Origin of the sequence: Desulfovibrio inopinatus DSM 10711, from assembly GCF_000429305.1 — a bacterium.
In the GTDB taxonomy this organism is placed as follows: Bacteria; Desulfobacterota; Desulfovibrionia; order Desulfovibrionales; family Desulfovibrionaceae; genus Alteridesulfovibrio; species Alteridesulfovibrio inopinatus.
Genome location: NZ_AUBP01000005.1, coordinates 289,107 through 306,465, shown reverse-complemented (window position 1 = coordinate 306,465; position 17,359 = coordinate 289,107). Strand labels below are relative to the sequence as shown.

Annotated in this window: 16 protein-coding genes; 13 read left to right on the top strand and 3 right to left on the bottom strand. The window is 48.6% G+C overall.

Features of this window, described 5'->3' with window-relative positions; all coding sequences use genetic code 11:
- The first annotated feature begins 9 nt into the window (after positions 1 to 9).
- The 8 genes from G451_RS0105950 (at position 10) to G451_RS0105915 (ending at position 11,091) form a co-directional block, all read left to right on the top strand.
- On the top strand, positions 10 to 1,641 hold the full coding sequence (locus G451_RS0105950; RefSeq protein WP_027183531.1) for a PhoU domain-containing protein: 1,632 nt from the start codon (positions 10 to 12) through the stop codon (positions 1,639 to 1,641).
- A gap of 47 nt (positions 1,642 to 1,688) precedes the next feature.
- Positions 1,689 to 2,570: a GAK system ATP-grasp enzyme gene (locus tag G451_RS0105945; RefSeq protein ID WP_027183530.1), complete on the top strand. Its 882-nt coding sequence runs from the start codon at positions 1,689 to 1,691 to the stop codon at positions 2,568 to 2,570.
- Complete coding sequence (locus tag G451_RS27915) at positions 2,567 to 3,661, top strand: HprK-related kinase B (RefSeq protein ID WP_034640898.1); 1,095 nt, start codon at positions 2,567 to 2,569, stop codon at positions 3,659 to 3,661. Before G451_RS0105945 ends, G451_RS27915 begins: the two co-directional genes overlap by 4 nt.
- Positions 3,662 to 4,200: 539 nt before the next feature.
- Positions 4,201 to 6,696 carry a methyl-accepting chemotaxis protein gene (locus tag G451_RS27910; protein WP_169727827.1) on the top strand — a complete coding sequence of 832 codons (2,496 nt, stop codon included), beginning with the start codon at positions 4,201 to 4,203 and terminating at the stop codon, positions 6,694 to 6,696.
- Positions 6,697 to 6,828: 132 nt separating this feature from the next.
- Positions 6,829 to 8,424, top strand: a complete 1,596-nt coding sequence (locus G451_RS0105930; RefSeq protein WP_027183529.1) for an ASKHA domain-containing protein — start codon at positions 6,829 to 6,831, stop codon at positions 8,422 to 8,424.
- A gap of 58 nt (positions 8,425 to 8,482) precedes the next feature.
- On the top strand, positions 8,483 to 9,712 hold the full coding sequence (locus G451_RS27905) for a small ribosomal subunit Rsm22 family protein (protein WP_051261205.1): 1,230 nt from the start codon (positions 8,483 to 8,485) through the stop codon (positions 9,710 to 9,712).
- Positions 9,713 to 9,950: 238 nt separating this feature from the next.
- Positions 9,951 to 10,862, top strand: coding sequence for a lipoyl synthase (lipA, locus tag G451_RS0105920; protein ID WP_034641091.1), 912 nt, complete (start codon positions 9,951 to 9,953; stop codon positions 10,860 to 10,862).
- Between the two features lie 13 nt (positions 10,863 to 10,875).
- Positions 10,876 to 11,091, top strand: coding sequence for a hypothetical protein (locus tag G451_RS0105915; protein ID WP_027183527.1), 216 nt, complete (start codon positions 10,876 to 10,878; stop codon positions 11,089 to 11,091).
- Positions 11,092 to 11,115: 24 nt separating this feature from the next.
- On the opposite strand, the gene G451_RS0105910 is transcribed toward G451_RS0105915, so the two are convergent.
- Positions 11,116 to 11,769 (bottom strand): lactate utilization protein, encoded by a 654-nt coding sequence (locus G451_RS0105910; RefSeq protein ID WP_027183526.1) that lies wholly within the window; start codon positions 11,767 to 11,769, stop codon positions 11,116 to 11,118.
- A 238-nt stretch (positions 11,770 to 12,007) separates the two neighbouring features.
- Here G451_RS0105910 and rpmH point away from each other — a divergent pair, with 238 nt between their 5' ends.
- The 5 genes from rpmH (at position 12,008) to G451_RS0105890 (ending at position 15,662) form a co-directional block, all read left to right on the top strand.
- Positions 12,008 to 12,145: a 50S ribosomal protein L34 gene (gene rpmH, locus G451_RS35295; RefSeq protein WP_084448403.1), complete on the top strand. Its 138-nt coding sequence runs from the start codon at positions 12,008 to 12,010 to the stop codon at positions 12,143 to 12,145.
- Entirely contained in the window at positions 12,133 to 12,516 is a 384-nt protein-coding gene (rnpA, locus tag G451_RS34960; protein WP_027183525.1) for a ribonuclease P protein component, read from the top strand. Before rpmH ends, rnpA begins: the two co-directional genes overlap by 13 nt.
- Positions 12,434 to 12,895: a membrane protein insertion efficiency factor YidD gene (yidD, locus tag G451_RS35290; protein ID WP_425387479.1), complete on the top strand. Its 462-nt coding sequence runs from the start codon at positions 12,434 to 12,436 to the stop codon at positions 12,893 to 12,895. The genes rnpA and yidD overlap by 83 nt, the downstream gene beginning before the upstream one ends.
- Before the next feature lie 22 nt (positions 12,896 to 12,917).
- Positions 12,918 to 14,528, top strand: a complete 1,611-nt coding sequence (gene yidC, locus G451_RS0105895) for a membrane protein insertase YidC (protein WP_027183524.1) — start codon at positions 12,918 to 12,920, stop codon at positions 14,526 to 14,528.
- Between the two features lie 69 nt (positions 14,529 to 14,597).
- Positions 14,598 to 15,662: a Jag family protein gene (locus G451_RS0105890; protein WP_027183523.1), complete on the top strand. Its 1,065-nt coding sequence runs from the start codon at positions 14,598 to 14,600 to the stop codon at positions 15,660 to 15,662.
- Positions 15,663 to 15,899: 237 nt separating this feature from the next.
- On the opposite strand, the gene G451_RS27895 is transcribed toward G451_RS0105890, so the two are convergent.
- A complete protein-coding gene (locus G451_RS27895; RefSeq protein WP_051261203.1) occupies positions 15,900 to 16,742 on the bottom strand; it encodes an MlaA family lipoprotein in 843 nt (280 codons plus the stop codon).
- A gap of 22 nt (positions 16,743 to 16,764) precedes the next feature.
- Positions 16,765 to 17,349: a Tgt2/MlaC family protein gene (locus tag G451_RS0105880; RefSeq protein WP_027183522.1), complete on the bottom strand. Its 585-nt coding sequence runs from the start codon at positions 17,347 to 17,349 to the stop codon at positions 16,765 to 16,767.
- Between the last annotated feature and the right edge of the window lie 10 nt (positions 17,350 to 17,359).

Genomic DNA, 17,359 nt, shown 5'->3' with positions numbered 1-17,359 from the left:
GGAGTATCCATGAATATTATTGTCGACAATTTCAAGTTCATGTTGATGGAGGTCGGTCGGCAGCTCGAAAGTCTGCGCCGTGTCATGAAGAGTCCGGACGAGAAAGCAATTCTTCGTATGGACACGCGTGACGATTATATCGACAACCTCAAGAGTGTTCTCCAAAACAATTGCTATGCTAAGATTCACGGTGACGCGTCTCTTGGCTCAATGAAAGTGAGTTTCCTTCGAGGTATCAACACGATCACGACGAATCTTGAGCGTATTGGAGACCACTGCGTCAATATATCAAGACAGTTACTCCATTATGAAGACACGACATTCTTGCAGCATTACGATTACGAAATATGTCTTGATGTTGTTGCTTCCGCACTGGAGCGCGTTGATTCGGCCGTATTCAAACGTGATATGAACAAGGCCTTTGAAATATGCCGGACAGAAATGGAGCTCGATAGTATTTATAAAGTCAACTTTGACAGAATACGTCGAGAGCTACGTTCCGGTGACCATACCGGTGATTTTCTGACAACGCTTTTTATTTTTCGGTACTTCGAGCGTATCGGAGACACCTTGCTCAATATCGGAGAAGCCGTGATCTTTACGATCACAGGAGACCGATTCAAGATTCATCAAATTGATGGTCTCCGTGATGTATTGGCGCAGACCGGAAAAGACGTTCCCTTGACCGATGTAGAATTTAAGTCCATTTGGGGAAGCCGATCCGGGTGTCGTATCGGCAAAGTTGAAGATGCTTCCGACGGCAATGGTGCGGTGACGGATGTCATTTTCAAGGACGGGGAGCGTGAGAAACTTGTCGAGGAGCGCGACACAATCGCCCGTTGGCAAGAGATTGCTCCGGGGTTGGCTCCACGAGTGATTGCCCTCCGGGAACATGACGAATCAACGTCGATGTTGGTCGAATTTTTAAAAGGCGAGACCTTCCAAGACATTGTGCTTGGAGCAACCGCAGAGCATTTAGCCAAAGCCATGGCCACGCTGAAAGTGACGGTTGAACACTTGTGGGACATTACGCGCAAGGATAAACCCGTCGATGCTCATGTTCTTGGTCAATTACAAGCTCGATTGGGTGGAGTGTTTCGTACACATCCTCATTACAACTATCCCCAATATTGCATCGGAGGCTATGTTGAACCTTCGCTTGCGTCGATTGTAGAAGCTGCAAAAGAAAAGAGTCATGGCCTTGTAGCTCCATTCTCAGTGTTTATTCATGGGGATTTCAACAGTAACAACATCATTTATAACGACACGGAAGATCGTATTCATTATATCGACCTGCATCGATCTGCAGATAACGATTATGTACAAGATGTTTCCGTGTTTATGGTCTCCAACTTCCGCCTGCCGCTGTTCCGGCAGAATCAACGTTCTCGCTTGCGAGCTGCTGCTCTGGAAATGTATAATTTTGGCCATCAGTATGCCCAAAAACATGGAGATACAACCTACGAAGCCAGGATGTGCCTGGGGCTTGCTCGGTCGCTCATGACGTCGACGCGTTTTGAGCTTAATTCCAAATTTGCCAAGCATATGTTTATGCGCGGAGTGTTCTATCTCAAGACATTTTTGGCGCATCAGGGCGATTTCGACGCATTTAACTTGCCGCTTGAAGGAATTCTTGACTGATTGTGCGCTTGTACGATGGATTCACGGCGGTCTGAAAAGGAGTGTTTATGAAAAAAGTTGGTGTTGTCGGCATCCCTGGCGGATGGTCGACGGAACGATTGCTCGATGCTGTAGAAGCCAAGACCGGCTTTCGCTGTCTCATCGATATGGCCGATGTCCGTTTGGACTTGGATACGAATAAGGCGTTTTGCAAAGATGTCGAATTGACTGCTCTTGATGCCATTATCGTCAAAAAGATCGCCCCGACATATTCCCCCGATGCCTTGGACAGAATGGAGATCTTGCGGTTTTTATATGATCTTGGCCTTCCGGTTTTCTCCAATCCGCACAGCATGTTTCGGTTAATTGATCGCTTGAGCTGCACCGCTGCGTTGCGTTCCGCCGGAATTCCCATGCCTGCTACGGTCATCACGGAGAGTATTCAAGAAGCGGCGGCCACGGTAGAACGCTTTGGAAAAGCCATCTTTAAACCCTTGTATAGCTCCAAGGCGCGCGGAATGATGGTTATCGAGCCTGGGTCGGAGATGGTCGAGGCTATTGAGGACTTCAAAAATAATGGCAACCGGGTGATGTACATCCAGCAAATGGTCTCCCATGCGGGCAAGCTTATCGATTTAGGGGTCTCGTATATGGGGGGGGAATATCTCGGCACGTATGCGCGGCAGGGAAGTGGCGATAGCTGGGATACGACGACACGCACTGGTGGAAAATACGTCAGCTATAAGCCGTCCGATGAGATCCTTGCGCTGGCCGACAAAGCCCAGAGTCTCTTCGATATGGCATTTACTTGCGTTGACGTTGTTGAAACGTCTCAAGGCGCGCAAGTTTTTGAAGTCTCGGCTTTTGGTGGCTTTCGTGGACTCCTTGAATCCGATAATATTGACGTGGCGTCCATGTATGTCGACCACGTGCTGGAGAAAATTGCATGAATCGTCCTCATTCGTATCATGAAGTTGCCGCTCCGTATCTTGATCTTCACCAGACGCCGCATCATCTCCTATTGCAGTTTGATGATCTTCGTATTGATCTCAAGACCAATTCGCTCAAGCTCGTCGACGATTTAAGAGAGTACTACCATGAGTTTCTGGCCGAAGGAGAAGAAGCCTCCGTTGTGGTGACGGCGATTGAAATGCCGAATCTGGATTTGAATCTTCCGTTTGTGACAAAAGAGCGAGACCCTGGAAAAACATCACTCAAAGAACAATATGTTGATTTTCCCGATGGCCGTATCGTGCGGAAGATCAAAACCGGAATGATCTTTATGTTCGGCGATGGTGATCACTATGCCTTTGGTTCCTGCATTGAGAACCAGGCGCAGATTATCAATTTTCTCAATAACCGCTTTATCGAAATTGTGATTAAACGCGGCTCGTTGTTGTTCCATGCTGCAGGAGTTGCTGTCGATGGGCTTGGTTTGTCGTTGGCCGGGTTCTCCGGTGCGGGCAAATCGACTCTGGCGTTGCATATTATGCGTCGCGGTACGGATTTCATCAGTAACGACCGGTTGATGGTGCGTCGCAGGGAGAGTGGATTGGAGATGATCGGTGTCCCCAAAATGCCACGCGTTAACCCTGGCACGGTTGTCAATAACCCGAGTTTGAGTTCCGTGATGAGTAAAGAGGAATTCGACCGGTTTTCTCGGATGCCCACCAGTGAGTTGTGGGATCTTGAACACAAATATGATGCCATGGTCGATACCTGCTTTGGTCCGAATAAATTTAAATTGCGGGCTCAAATGGCAGGACTTATTCTTTTGCACTGGAAGCGAACAGATGATCCTGTTGTTGCCACTCGAGTCAATTTGAAAGAACGTCGAGACTTGATGCCGGCTTTCATGAAAGATGTTGGTTTATTCTTTGAGATGGATGATCCGGCAGAAACACTTGATTTTTCGGAGCAAGCGTACTTGGCGTTACTGGATGATTGTCCTGTGCTTGAACTAACTGGCGGTATCGATTTCGACGCTGCAACAGAAATTTGCCTTGCTTTCTTACAAGAGCAACTCGAAAAAGCAAGATAGTCCATTCTGAACAAGGGAGGCTTTGCCTTCCTTGTTCCGCTGATAGTGTTCCTCCTGTAATTCTCTTTCGCCCCATTTATTGTAGTATTATAGTGTATTGAAAAAATGGCGTGTTGCATTGTCGAACAACACTTCTCAAGTCGCTGGAATTCGTGGCCGTTCATTGTAACGGTATCATTGTTGTGAGTGTCATCGTAGTTATTTGTGTCTATATTTATATATAAATTTGATTTTATTTTTATATTTGTTTGTCATTGTCGTTTTTATCTAAAAAATATTTTTATTGTCGTGCAGCACTTTCCAGAACAATGGGTTACGACAAGAGATAGAGTTGTGATGTCATGGAAATGACACCGATTTGGAAGGAAAAGTACACAGTCTGTACAGTAGAAAATATAAAATTTTAAAACGAAATCTGGATTGTCCATATCTTTGCGAATCGTTTTCAAAAATGGATATCCGCCGCGTTGTTGTCTGACAATATCACCTCCTTTGCGATTCCATGCTTCCCCCCCAAGAGGATGAAGGGCCTTTATATTATGAAGATTTCATTGAAAGCGAAGATGATAGCGTTTTGTCTGATGATCGGCATTGTTCCCATTGTTATTATGGGACTTTACAGTGTGAGGCAGGCATCGATGAGCTTGTCTCACCAAGCATTTGGCCAACTTGAGTCATTACGTGATGCTAAAAAAGCTGCGATGGAGCAGCTTTTTGAAAAATGGTCGCAGGAAGTACGAATTTTTGCCAGCGTTAAAGAAGTGTTCAATGCGGTCGGCCTGTTACGCGACTATACTTACGGTACGGTCGAGGCCGGAGAACGCATGGACATCAATGACCCTGACTATGTGAGTCTTTTTCCTTATGTCGAGGGAGCCTTTGAGCCGTTTGTCTCGGTCCTGGGGTATGAAGACGCCTTGTTGGTCGATGACTACGGACGCGTTTTGTATTCCGTCAATAAGGGCCTGGATATGGGTGAAGATTTGGACAAAGGAAAGCTCAAGGATACAAACTTGGCGGAGGCTTGGCGGGAAGGATTGAAGGGCCAAGTCACCTTTGTCGATTACCAAGCATATCCCCCTTTAGATGGACGACCGGCTGCGTTTGTTGCTGCTCCGGTTTATAATCATACGAATGACGTTGAAGGCGTCGCGATTTTACGTATCCCACGAGGGGATATTTCCACGATTATGAAATTGCGTTCTGGGATGGGAGAAACTGGAGAGAGTTTTCTTGTTGGTCCGGACGGGAAGATGCGTTCAGATTCGTTCCGCGCTCCGGATACGCATTCCGTTCAGGCTTCATTTGCCCATCCTGAAACCGGGAAAATAGCGACGGATCCATTTCAGAAGGCGATTGCTGGTAAATCTGGCACTGAATTGGCGACGGATTTTCGCAATGTCGAGGTATTGACCGCATTCGCACCCCTTCCCGTTGGCAATGAGAATTGGGCTCTTTTGGTCGAGATGGATCGCGACGAAGCGTTTGCAGCGGTGAGTCGACTGACTCAGGTCGCGCTTATCCTTGGTCTTGTAACGGCTGTTCTTGTCGTACTTGCATCCATGTGGTTTCTCAAACGGGAATTGACACAGCCGTTTTCCTCTTTGCAAGTATTTCTGGAAGAAATCACCCGAGGAAATTTTGCTGCCGAATTGCATGGTCGATTCAAGGCGGAATTGGGGCAACTCCGGCGTGGGTTGTTGCAAATGGTCGGAGAGTTAAAAAACAAGCTTGGGTTTTCCGAAGGGATTTTACGTGCGATGACAACCCCGTGCCTTGTTGCTGATCCTGAAAATCGATTGTCTTTTGTCAATCAACCGTTGCTTGATCTCCTGGAACTTGATGGAGAGTATGACCACTATTTGGGAATGGATGTGGCAGAATTTTTTTACGGAGAAAAGGGTGGTCAAGGCATTACGCGTAACTGTTTCAAAGAGCGACGTACATTTCGTGATATCGAAATTCAAGGTCAAGGGCGACGAGGGACGGAATATTTCATTCGACTTGATGCGGCTCCATTGTATGATCTTGATTCCAACCCTATAGGTGCTTTTGCGCTCTTTACCGATCTGACAGCAATTAAACGGCAAGAAGCAGAGATACGTTGCCAGAATGACAAAATGAAAACGGTGGCGGAGGAAGCTGATCAGATTTCTCGCCATGTATTCAGCAGTGCCGAGGAACTTTCCCGTAAAGTGGACATGGTACAGTCAGGCGCAAGACTGCAGACTGAACGAATTATTGAGACTTCGATGTCCATGGATGAGATGAGCAATTCTTTGATCAGTATTGCGCAAAGTGCCAGTACAACTGCGGAGAATGCAGGAGCGGCCATGGAAAAGGCCCATGAGGGGTCGCGAGTGGTGGAACAGTCCATTCAAGCTTTGGAGAAAGTTTTTACGTTATCATCGGACCTGAAAACGAATATCCACATGCTCGGTGATAACGCGCGTGCTATTGGTGATATTATCAATGTTATTAATGAAATCGCCGATCAGACGAATTTGTTGGCACTGAATGCAGCCATCGAAGCGGCACGAGCGGGAGAAGCCGGCCGTGGCTTTGCTGTCGTTGCCGATGAGGTTCGGAAACTTGCCGAAAAAACTGTTGGTGCCACACAACAAGTTTCGGACAGTATCGGGAATATACAAAAAATGGCGTATCTGAATGTCGCAAATACGGAGACCGCCTTTCAGGCTATTCAAGACGCGAATGAGCTTGTGGTCAAATCCGGTGAGACATTGAAACTCATCGTATCGTTTTCGCAAGAAGCCGCAGAAGAGGTACAGCAGATTGCTGCTTCAACGGAAGAACAGACCGCAACCCATGAATTGATCAGCGCGGCAGTGGCTGAAGTTAAACAGGTTGCAGAAGATACAGTCGAAGGCATGGAGACGTCTTCTTTGGCCATTGGCGATCTCACCCAACAGGCCGAAGAACTGAAAAATCTTATTATGGGTATGCATCATGACGAATGCCAGGCTCCTGATTTTCTGAGAGAATACCGATCTCCGATGCAGGCATTATCAACCTGATGAACAATACAGTATGGTGAGATGTTCCGCCCGGCTCCTTGAAAAGGGGAGTCGGGCGTCCTTTTTTCTTCATGGGCTTGTCGACGCGTCATCTTTGGGATAGGCCGGGTTCAGTGTGATATGGAGGGAGACGTGTCTTTTGAAATTCAGGTTATCGATAGCCGTAATGAATCTCGTAGCATTATTGTTGAAGCCGGTGAAAATCTGGCCCGTGCGCTGTTCCGTCATGGTGCCTTCCTCGGAAGACCATTGTGCTCGGGTTTAGGAAAATGCGGACAATGTCGCGTTCGATATCGTCACAATATTCCTGAATCAACGGTCGAGGAAACAACACGCCTTTCTTTTCAGGCACGTGAAGATGGGTATCGATTTGCCTGCCTTCATACCGTGCGCCCTGGCGATTGTCTTATCATCGAGAGTCCATGGGGAGGCGTTCTTTCGGATCGTCTTCAGAAAGATATGGAGCCACTGACACCACCGGTTCGATTGGCCGTCGATTTAGGAACAACCGGCATTGCGTGGCGTTTTATTGATGCCTCGGGTCCAGGACCGATGCAAACAGCTCCCAATCCGCAACTGGGAGCTGGTGCCGATGTGATGTCGCGCATCGCCTATGCTTTGGACTCCTCAGGGGCAAAATCACTCCAGAACGTTCTCATGGAATTTTTTCGCGATGTCATCGCTTCTGCTGGGCAGCCGGTAGAATCCATGGCCATTGCCGGGAATACGGCCATGACCAGTATTTTTTTGGGAAAACGCGTCGATGAACTCGCTCGGGCTCCGTACCGTGTGGCATACCATGGTGGAACATGGATCAATGCGGCGGATGGCTTGCCCAACATGTATGTGGCACCGCTGTTAGCGCCGTTTATTGGTGGAGACCTTGCGGCAGGACTCGCGTCGTTGGTTTTGGGGGACGCCCCTCCTGCTGCACCATTCCTCTTGGCCGACCTGGGAACAAATGGAGAATTTGTTCTTGTTCGCGAGAACGGGAATGTCATTGGCACGAGTGTTCCCATGGGGCCGGCACTGGAAGGCATAGGACTATCCCAAGGAAGCATGGCGCTTCCTGGAGCCGTCAGTGTTTTTCATCTTGGTCCGAAAGGACTTATTCCCGAATATGTTGACACTTCTGTTCGTCCCAGGCATGGAGACGAACCCAAAATGACCGGGGCTGCGTATCTCTCTCTTGTTGCGATTCTCGTCCGTTTAGGTGTGCTCGGGCACGACGGCCGATTTCGAGAGGCTGACGACAGCCGCGTCATGCTCCCATTAGCACGCGCTCTTGCAACTCATATGACGCGAGATCATGGCGAACCGTGTTTTGTGTGGGATGCGTACCGGTTGATGGCGTCGGATGTCGAAGAAATTCTGAAAGTGAAGGCTGCCTTCAACCTCGCGTTATGTGGATTAACCCAGGCGGCTGGTATGGAACCGCATATGCTCTCAGCGTGTTGTATTGCTGGAGCAATGGGAAAGCACATTCGTATCGATGATCTTGTGACCTTAGGTTTTTTACCTCAGCAATTGCGTGATAAAACACGGGCCATAGGCAATGCGTCTCTTGACGGAACCGGATTAGCCCTTATGCGTGAATCTGTACGGGAGTGGCTCGGCAACCTGCACGTCGATGTCGTTTCCTTAACCGACAACCCTTCCTTCCAAAACCTTTTTGTGGAATCCATGGTGTTTGATTATGTCCGGGCAACGCTTTCCCAAGTCTCCTAGGCCTTCTCGTCCTTCTCGTCCTTCTCGTCCCGCGTCCGCTCCCAAACCAGGAGCAAGCGTGCTGCACAGCAGACTCTTTGCGGGGGTTCATACCGATCGAGCGACTGCTCTCGACCACTATATAACGGTTATCGATGCTGTTCTTGGGCTCAAGCGGAAACATGCAGCGGCGTTACCCGACAATATCAAGTCGTTGTCCGATGCTCTAACGAGTCGTCGCGGTGAGGGGCTTCGGTCGAACTACATGGCTGATCCTCGGATATTATCAGCATACGTTTCCTATTTTTTGCCATGGAATCTGTTCCGACTCGTTTCGATTTTACCAGGCCTGGACCTCCAGCTTCCAGAAAAATCGGTTATCGTCGATCTTGGTTCCGGTCCGTTGACATTTGTGCAAGCGTTGTATCTCGCCCGACCAGATTTACGGCGACAAAAGCTTGTGTTTCACTGCTACGATACAGCCGGTGCAGCTCTGAAAATGGGAAAGGATCTTTTTTTTGAGCTTGTGAAACGCACGGAGGGGCCAGAGGCCAAATCGGCTTGGCATATTGAGATCGAACAAGCTCCACTGCAAGCGGGGTTAACAAAACGGGCCGATCTCGTTGTTGCTGTCAATGTCGTTAACGAGTTTGTCGGATTTTCCCGGCAGGGCGGGAATGAAAGTGAACTCTATGCCGTTGCTGAAAAATTTCTGTTTGGTCCGGCCCAACCTGGTCGCATACTTTTTGTCGAACCGGGTACGCGTATGGCTTCGGGCAACCTCGCTCGCTTGCGTGACGCCTTCATTGAATTAGGGGCCCCAATAAAAGGACCATGCACTCATACCGGCTCTTGCCCTTATGGTAATCGCATGTCGAAAGGGTGGTGCCATTTTATCATGCCGGCTAAACAGGCTCCGTCATGGTTACGTGATTTGTCCAAACGAGCGGGACTGCACAAGGAACGGGCTGGACTATCATATCTCGATATTGGAAATCGGGAAACGGTTGAGCATGATACAGAAAATTCCGGGCTCCGTTTGGGACGCGTTCTCTCCGATGCGTTCCCATTGCGCCTTGGTGGGACGGGGGCCATGGGGCGTTATGTTTGCGCCGAGGGGGGGCTTGTCGTCGCCATGGGTGACATTGTCCAATCCTGGAAACAAGGCGATGTGATTCGCCTGGATGGGCTTGAGACCCTGGGGAAAGATGAAAAAAGCGGTCTTCCTTTGGTAGGAGCCCAGATTCAACAACCTCGATCCACGCGAGACAATGATTCAGCAAAACGTCCATACCCCAAACGTCATTGATTGAGGACTCATTGATTATGAGACAGCATTGGACCGCCAGCTTGTCACTCATGCTGCGGTGTGCTTCAATGAAAAAGAGACCATATTTGTGTTGGAGCACGAACCCGTTATCACGTTTGGCCGCAATGGCGGTCGTGAGAGTCTACGGATTTCCGATGAGGAAGCTCGACGACTGAACTTGAACGGCTGCGTTTGGGGCTTGAACAGGTCGTTGATATACAAAAGGTGAAACGTGATTGTGTCCGCATCTTCTTCGAATACTTCCTTGAAACGTAAACGCCTTCCCCCCTGGCTGCGGGTGCGCCTGCCCGGAAGTTCTGATTTTGCCGAGACAAAAGGGCTTGTCGCAAAAAAAGGGCTTCATACTGTGTGTGAAAACGCCAGATGCCCCAATATATTTGAATGCTATGAAAAAAAATCCGCAACATTTCTCATCATGGGCGAAATCTGTACCCGGTTCTGTACATTTTGTAATATTGCAGGAGCGCGTCCAGTCACTCCGCAACCGCTTGATCCCGGTGAGCCGAATCGGGTTGCTGAAGCCGCTGTTGAGCTTGGGGCGAAGCATGTCGTTATTACATCGGTGACTCGTGATGACCTTGTTGATGGAGGAGCTGCGCATTTTGCCGCAACCATCCGAGCTGTGCACAAGGCGTTGCCTGGAGCCAGTGTGGAAGTGCTTATTCCGGATTTCAAGGCGGATAGCGATGCTTTGGAGTGTGTCATTGCAGCAGAGCCTGATATCATTAATCATAATGTGGAAACTGTTGTTGAATTGCAGCCCCTTATCCGTCCTCAGGCGAATTTTGAACGGAGTTTAGGCGTTCTTTCTCTGGTTAAAAAGCTCTCGCCGGGGCTCTTGACGAAAAGCGGTCTTATGGTCGGCCTTGGTGAAGACGATGAGCAAGTCAGACAAACACTGGTTCAACTGGCCGGTATCGACTGTGACATCGTGACGATTGGCCAGTATCTTTCTCCAAGTCGTAAACATCGTGAACCGGATCGCTATGTTTTTCCTGAAACGTTTGATGCGTATGCGGAGTTTGGACACGCGGCTGGTATTCCGTATGTGTTCAGTGGACCCAGAGTGCGCAGTAGTTATAATGCTGCGACGATTATGAATCGGCTTAAGGCGAATTTGGAGAGCTGATTCGGGACGAAGCATGATACGGGATATTTTTCTCTGGGGAGGCACGACCATGCTGCTTGTGGCATGTGTTGGAGGAGGGTGGAAGCACCACTTGCCATGGAGAATATATGCGGCGGTGACGATAGGAGGATGCTGTTGTCTCGTCGCCGCCGCAGTGATGATGCGTCATCCCATTCTTGGCGTATCAGCCTGCCTGTTTGGGATGATTATGCTCTGGAAAAATGCGTAGTCAAACTGAACGGAGAAAAATCGTTTAGAAGCCGATATCTTCGTTGACAAGCAACACAATAATACGTTTCGGTGGGGACGACTTGACCGAGATCGTCCAGACATTGCAAATGCGCTCAGGGCTGGAGCAGTCTTCACAGTGTAGAGTTTTCGTGCATGGTGTTTTACGGTCCAGGCGCATGGCGTTGACTGGAGCGGCAATTTCCGTAACGCGGTCAAGTCCGGCGTGAGTGTCCGAAACGAGTTTGTTTCTTCCCGCCACAATGACGACCTGCTTGGGACCAAAGGCGATGGCCGCAACACGATTGCCTGTTCCATCGAGATTGATCAGTGCACCGTCTTCACTCACAGCGTTCGTACTCGTCACAAAGAGGTCCGAGAGCAGGGCTTGGCGCCGACGCTCAATGAATTCGTCGCGTGGGACTGAAGGGTCGTATGTGTCGAGGATTTCGGTACCTTCAACCTTTTTTATAGCATCGAACATGCCGGTTGAAACAAGTGTCGTCGAGCCGCCAAACGCAATGCTCTTCGGTTTGGATGTAGGGATAATGGTATTAAGGAGAAAGTCCTGTGCGTCTTGCACGGTGTCAAAAACATGAGCATCAAATTGATTCTTCTGCAAGGCCTTTGCGGTTTGTTCTAATCGGCCTCGATAATACGTGTTCAAGGGATCATTCATGGTGTCTTCCTTATTGACTCGGTTAAAAAACCATTTTAGACCGTTTCTTTCTGTTTTTTCAAGATACCGGGCCGTTGAAATTCTACGGGCGGGAACGGGCGAGATACAAATACTACACAATGGTGTGAAACGGGTCGCGTCGCTCGGTTTAGGAGAGGTCGCAAAGCGATCTGATCCTTGACGCCCTTTTGATTTATGGCTATGAAGTCAAGTTCATTTCAATTACTTGGAGATATGTATGAGCAAGAGAACATACCAACCGCACAAGACCAGAAGAAAACGCACTCACGGATTTCTCGTCCGTTGCAAAACCAAAAACGGTCGGGCCATTATTCGCCGTCGCCGTGCCAAGGGGCGCAAACGATTGGGCGCCTAGGGTTTCCCAAGTCCTGCCGACTGCGGAAGCGGGCCGAATTCACGGCCTGTTACGATCATGGTCGTCGTTATCACACTCGGCAATTTTTGGTGTTCGTTCGTCGCCGCGATGAAGCGGCGACGGGCGCACGTCTTGGTATTGCCGTTAGTAAAAAAATCGGTTCAGCCGTTGTGCGCAACCGAGTAAAACGGCTTGTCCGCGAAGTGTTTCGACAAAACCGGTCCCTTATTACTTCGGATCTTGATGTGGTTGTTGTCGCCAAGCGCAAAATTGACGTACCGTCGCTTGATGTCTTCGTCGCTCGCGATGAACTCATTCCGATTTTTCGACGCCTTGGCAGAGACTTTCGACCACAAAGCGAAAACGTGTAGGCCGACTTTGGAACCCTGCCTCCGTGCATCTGCAACCAGACGCCCTGGTCTTGTTCCACCGTCCCGTCCAGGAGTCGCTTTCCGACCGGGAATTCGCCATATCACTATGCGTCCCCTCATTCTTTTTTTTATCCGGGTGTATCAGTACACTATCTCGCCGTATTTTCCGCCGAGTTGTCGATTTCAACCAACCTGTTCACATTATGCGTACGAAGCGGTTGTACGCCACGGAGCCTTGGCCGGATCGGTTTTAGCCGCATATCGCCTGCTGCGATGTCATCCGTTTTGCAAAGGCGGCTATGATCCGGTCCCCCGGTCGTTACCACGCCCTTTTCACTTGAGGACCTTGTTGCCAAAAACCTTGGGAAAAAACTCCTAGGAATCTTCGGGAATGCATCACAATGGATAATAAACGTGTTATAATGGCAGTCGCCTTGTCATTTATTGTCTTGTTAAGCTGGAACTATTTCTTTCCTCCAGCCAAACCTCCGGTCGAAACGGCCAAACCTACAGCTACCGCATCTGCAGATGCGCAGACTCCGACAACGTCGTCGGCCCAGACTGCGGATTCAACTCCTGCAGCACCTTTGGAAGACGCATCGTTTACGGCTTCAAAAGGACGCAGTGTCACTGTTGATACCCCGCTCTATCGGGCTATCTTTGATTCCAATGGCGCTGTGTTGCAGCGGTTTGATCTGAAAAAATACAAAAAGACGATCGAACCAGATTCTCCGCCGGTCGATCTCGTGACGGAAGCGTCTTTAAACAAGGCACCCATGGGATTGCTTGTTGACGGTAAACCATCGTGGACAAATGGAAGTTGGACGTTTGCCGGCGATGATGTGACATTGGCTGCTGGTGAAAATGCTGAATTGACATTTAAAGCGACTATCGACGGTATTACCGTAACACGAACATTGTCGTTCGATGCCGATTCGTATCTTATTTCAGAAAGTGATTTGTTGTCGTCCGATACATCGGCAACGGTTCGCCTTGCTCATACTTTGGCGTCCTCCACGCTGACCCGTGAGGGCGATCGGTATAACACAACTCGTATTGCGTATTACAACGCAAGTGGGTTGAACGAGGAACAAGACAAAGATGATCTGGAAAAGGGCATTTTGTTGTCCGACGGGCTGGAATGGGGGGCTATCGAGAGCAATTATTTTGCCCTGACGCTTTTACCCATTGAACAAAACGCGGTGCTGAAGGGAAAAATTACGGACGATATTTTCCGTATTGCAACAGAAGTTTCATCTATCAGCCTGAACAGCGGAGTCGGCCGAGAAATTGCGACCGCATACTATCTTGGTCCCAAAGTCACATCGTATTTGGCTACAGCCCCCAACAACCTGGCAGCCATTGTCAATTATGGCTGGTTTGACTTCATCGCCAAGCCTCTTATCAAACTCCTTCATTTCTTTTATGGATATGTCCACAACTATGGTGTGGCCATTATTATTTTGACGATTCTCATTAAGGCCATATTCTGGCCTCTGTCGCAAAAGAGCTACAAGTCCATGGAGAAAATGAAAAAGCTCCAGCCTTTGATGGCCGATTTGCGCGAAAAGTACAAAGATGACCGCCAGAAGATGAACGAAGAGTTGATGCAGCTCTACAAAACGTACAAGGTCAATCCGGCAGGCGGATGTTTTCCGATGCTTATTCAAATTCCTGTCTTTATCGGGTTGTACCAAGGCTTGCTCAACGCTATTGAATTGCGTCATGCTCCATTTATTGCGCATTTGCCGTTTACGGACATGATCTGGCTGGCGGACCTCTCGGCCAAGGACCCGTATTATATTACGCCGCTTATTATGGGCGCGACCATGTTCTTGCAGCAAAAGATGACGCCGTCCCCCGGAGATCCGACACAGGCCAAGATCATGCTGCTGATGCCTATCGTGTTCACGTTCCTCTTTCTTAACTTTCCTTCGGGCCTCGTTGTGTACTGGATGGTTAACAATGTTCTGTCCATCGCGCAGCAATGGTTGATGATCCGGAAGGCATAGAATCGTGAGCTCTTCGATAGCGCAAGCCAGCGGCGATCACGCTTGGGATTGGCGCGACAAGGAGAACATATGACGGATTGGAAAAGTTTCAGTGGGAAAACTGTCGATGATGCCATTGAAGAGGCGTGCCGTTTTTTTCGAGAAGACAGAGACAAGTTGGAGATAGAGATTTTTTCAGGTGGCTCTACTGGAATCTTTGGTTTGGTCGGCAAAAAAAAGGCTGAAATCAGAGCAAAAGTACGAGGCGAAGCCCACCTTGATCTTGAACCTTCGTCACGAGATGCCGGAGCGAATACCGACAAATCGCCCCGCACAAATGAACAAGCCTCTAGCGGAAAGAAATCCGCGAAACAGTCTGGAGATCGTGACCGGAAAGGTCGCCAAGGAGAGAATAAGCGCCAGGAGCGGCCGCGTCGTCCTGAAAAACAGGCAAAAGCAGAATCGGCAGAGCGTGAAGAGCGGCAACATGCGAAACCTGCGAAGCCTGACTCTCTCGAAACAAAAAATCAACCACCCCAGGCTGCACAGCAACCACAAGAAGTTCCGCAGAAGCATGAGCAGGTTACTGAAGTGCCACCTGCTGTCGAAAAAGCGGATCAGGAGGACGTGAAGATCGCGCCTCAAGAACGTCAGCCGCTCGTCCTCACCAATGAATTGAAAGAACTCATTCAAGGTGTCATGACGACGATTTTAGAGGCCATGCTTGAGCAAACTCCACCAATGGAGTTTGAAGCGCATGGTGATCGGATCAATGTCACTATCGATGATGATGAAAATTCTGGTCTGATTATTGGTCGCGAAGGACAAACCTTGTCGTCTCTGCAGTATCTCGTCAATCGCATTGTAGCGAGAAAATGGGAAGAACCCGTACGCATTCAAGTCAATACGGGTGAATATCGAGAGAAACAAGATGATAACCTGCGTAAGATGGCGATATACCTAGCGGATAAAGCCAAAACACAGGGACGTCCGCAAAGTACAAAACCGTTGAGTTCCTATCATCGCCGTGTTGTTCACCTTGCATTACAAGAAGATGCATCCATTCAAACGCGGAGCAAGGGCGATGGTCCTTTGAAACGCGTGATTATCCTGCCTCGTCGAGGAAATCGACAAGAACAACAGACAGGAAAATAGAGTACTCATATTCAACACACGAAAAGAGCCGACGCAAAAAATATTGCGCCGGCTCTTTTCGTGTGTTGATCGTTTATTTGCAGAAGCAAAGGCTACAAGATTCATCTGCTATATCTCTTCGCAATACGGTGTGTACATTTTGGTGGATGCAAACGAAGCAGCGCCGCACGTCTGGAAGACGTGCGGCGCTGGAGTTTATGTAAAGTTGTTCAGGCGTCGCGTTGAAAGTGACGACGTTTATTCTCTCACTTTTTTGTTGCGATACTGCACATAGAAATCACGCAGTGCAACATATGGCTCTATGGCTCCTTGCTTCATCGTATTGTAATCGGCCAGCAATTCCGGAAGCATGTTAAACCGATCAGCACCCTTAATAATATAGGAAAGATACCATGGCTCAAGAATGTAGGTGGTAGGACTTGTGCCGAGGTCGACAATCATGCCGAAGCCATCACGGGCTGACGATGGACCAAGAAATGGAATGACCATATAGAACCCGTATCCCATACCCCAACGTCCAAGTGTTTGTCCAAAATCTTCATCTTGGGGGTAGAGATTGGGGTCCGTCTTGGCAACATCGACGAGTCCACCAAAACCGAAAGTGGAGTTGATGAGAAAACGACCGAATTCTCGTTGTGCCTTGGTGAAATCGAGTTGGAGTAAACAGTTAAGAAATCGCATGGGAAACAAAATGTTATTATACACATTTTTGATTCCCGTACGCAGAAACGAGGGCACAACGTAGGCATACCCATCGGCAATTGGTTGGATGGCTGTATAGACTGTATCATTGAACGAAAACCAGAAACGGTTCCATCGTTCAAAGGGATCTTTAATACTTCCATCGATATCCAGTACTTCTGCGTTAGAGGTATCGTCAAAGGTGGTGTCACTCTGTCCAATGAGTTTGGGAACACCGGACGTTGTAGATTTCTCGCTGGTTGTTGTTGTCATCATGTCGGCACTGGCCGGATCGACAGACTGGTGGTTTTTTTTTGCACAACCGGCAAGGCTGAGTGCCAAAAGCAGCAGGCTCAGCACTATGAAACGGGTGTCGCAGGCGAACGTTCTCGTCTTCATATAAGGTCTCGGATTTTTGGGGTTACGCCATGGAATTGATTTTTTCGATGAGTTTATCGGGTGTTGTATTTTGCAGCAACGAGTTGAACTGCTTTCGGTAATTGCGAACCAAACTGACACCTTCGATAACAACATCATAGATTCGCCATACACCATCATTGAGTATCATGCGGTAAACAATGGGAATATCTGCGCCTGAATTCCGGACAATTTTTGTCGCGACTTCCGCTTTATCCGGACCAAGGGAGACCTCGTGTTCAAAAATAACGGTTTCACCAGAAAAGCCATCAAGCTTATCGACATAGGTTTTGTCGAGCAAGGTTACAAATGCAGTGACAAAACGTGCTTGTTGGTCTGGGGTAAAATTTTTCCACGCTATACCAAGTGCACGCCGAGATAATTCCGTTTTATCGAAAATGTCGGCCATGACGTGCTTAATCTGGTCTCGTTGCGATTGGCCCGTTTCCTTTTGCTTTTTCAACAAACTAATGACGGTGTCGACAGATGTTTTCAACGTCGTTGTCGCTGAATTAGCAGCTTGGGCAGGAGTATATACCAACATGAGCAACACAGCCAAAGACAAAAAAAATGAAAGATGCTTTTTCATACTGTAATCC